Genomic DNA, 2104 nt, shown 5'->3' with positions numbered 1-2104 from the left:
CTTGATGAGCTCATTTTTCATATCAGAAAATTTCTTCATTTTACTTCCATAATAAATGTGATTAAATCAGCTTTAGAAAAACCTTATCTAAGCAACTGGAAAAGACTGCCTCGATATTTTTCAGTTTCCACTTTATTTGTTTTTGCTTGCTGCAGTGCAGAATTGACATCAATCAACCCATTCCCAAAATCATTATCTTTACCCTTTTCACCAAGATCGATTGCTGAGTTTTTTATGATATTGATCACTTGGGTATTCGTTAATTCAGGATTTGCTGACTTAATTAAAGCGGCAAGGCCGGCGACATGCGGCGCTGCCATTGAAGTTCCAGACAAGGATGCATATTGCTTATTAAAATAGGTACTGGGAATATAGACACCTGGAGCAGCAATATCGATGTACTCACCATAATTCGAAAAGCTGGCCCTTTTACCGTCATAATCGACAGCCGCCACGCTCAGCACCTCAGGATAAGCTGATGGATAGGTAGGCTGATCTGAGCCGTCATTGCCCGCTGCTGATACCATCACAACATTTTTTGAATAAGCATATCGTACAGCTTCTTCCAGCACTTGTGAGGGCTGATAATTTCCCAGACTGAGGTTAATGACATCTGCTCCATTGTCTACAGCCCATACGATGCCTCTTGCAATATCAAACGTCGTACCATACCCTTTTGCTCCCATTGCTTTTATAGGCATTATTTTATTAAACCACGTTATGCCTGCAACACCTTCATTGTTGTTTGTCTCTGATGCAATGATTCCAGCCACATGAGTTCCATGTCCATTATCATCATCTGGCTCATTATTTTCATTCAGTACGTTATATCCTTTTACAAGCCTGTTTCTCAGTTCCGGATGATCTAAATCCACTCCTGTATCAACAATTGCGATTTCAATGTCTTCTGAACCGCGAGTAATATCCCACCCCTGTTCAGTTCCAATCACAGGTAAGTTCCACTGATAATTTTCCTGATAAAGCTGATCATTAGGCAAGTTAACTTGATTTTGCATCAAGATAAAATTAGGCTCGACATATTCTACATTTGTTCTCTTTTTAAAATAATCAATCATTTCAGGTGTTTCCATCACCGTCGATCTAAAAATATAGATCGAATCGAAATGCTTATTTACTACCCAGCCTTTAATGTCACGGGTAATTTGGTCAATATCTTCAGCACTTGGTTCATTTAAAAAATCGACGGTTGCCTCATGATCATAGTAATGGCTTGTATCTTTTTTGTTATGATGAATTAGCGTAACCTCTTGCTGCGAATCAAGCTGCTTCTTTATTCCTTCTCCCATTTGAACATTATTGATTTCAACCATTTGTTGGCGGCCCGCCCCTGGTTTGATCATCATCGGTTTTCCTTCTGATTGGACAGGTGTCCCATAATTATCGGCTTTGATATCATCACGCCTGAAGATACCTCCGGCTGTAAGTGCTAAAAACAAGATCAAAGATGCACCCAGGACAAAAACCTTTGTATTTCTCATATATTTGCCCTCCGTAAAAAGAGAATTTGTTCTTATGTTGCTGTACGTCTGCTGAATTTAATGGCGGGAATCACTGGGATTTTAGTATTATTCAGGCTTTTAGTTACTGCTTTTATAGAAAAAGGGATAATTTTTTTATTTACAAGGCAGAATCAAGTAGGAAATCATGCTATAGCGGTTGAGACTATATTTCATTTTGCAACTTTCGACGAAGACTTCTTTCAAAAATGTTATCGAATAGATTGTGCTGTAACCACAAAGTTTATGAAGAGGTGCCAAAGAATTCATTTACCAGTGTCCATTTAATCGATTTTTTATGACAAAATTCCATTTAATTCTTTAAATCCGTTTGCCAAATCCTAATTAATCGCTACAATTAAGCATAGACGCCATTCTTATGGTAAAATAAATATAGAGAACGAGTGTTCTTACAGGTGTATTGGAGTACTTTTTATCACCTTATATGATTTACAAAGACGAATACTTAATTAAATCATTGACACTATACATAAAAAACCGTCAATGTTGTTGCAAGAAATGAAAGGGGTATGTTTGTGGCAAGAAATCAGCAAGCTTTTGATTATAATGATGATGCCATACAGGTG

General features: G+C 37.5%; 1 protein-coding gene. It reads right to left on the bottom strand.

All coding sequences use genetic code 11. The features are described from left to right. Positions 1–83: 83 nt before the first annotated feature. Positions 84–1499, bottom strand: a complete 1416-nt coding sequence (locus tag WB217_RS15225) for a S8 family peptidase (protein ID WP_423994085.1) — start codon at positions 1497–1499, stop codon at positions 84–86. Positions 1500–2104: the final 605 nt, after the last annotated feature.

This window comes from Mesobacillus sp. (assembly GCF_049588175.1).
GTDB lineage: Bacteria > Bacillota > Bacilli > Bacillales > Cytobacillaceae > Mesobacillus.
The sequence above is the reverse complement of the archived record's forward strand: the minus strand, read 5'-3'. Positions and strand labels throughout refer to the sequence as shown.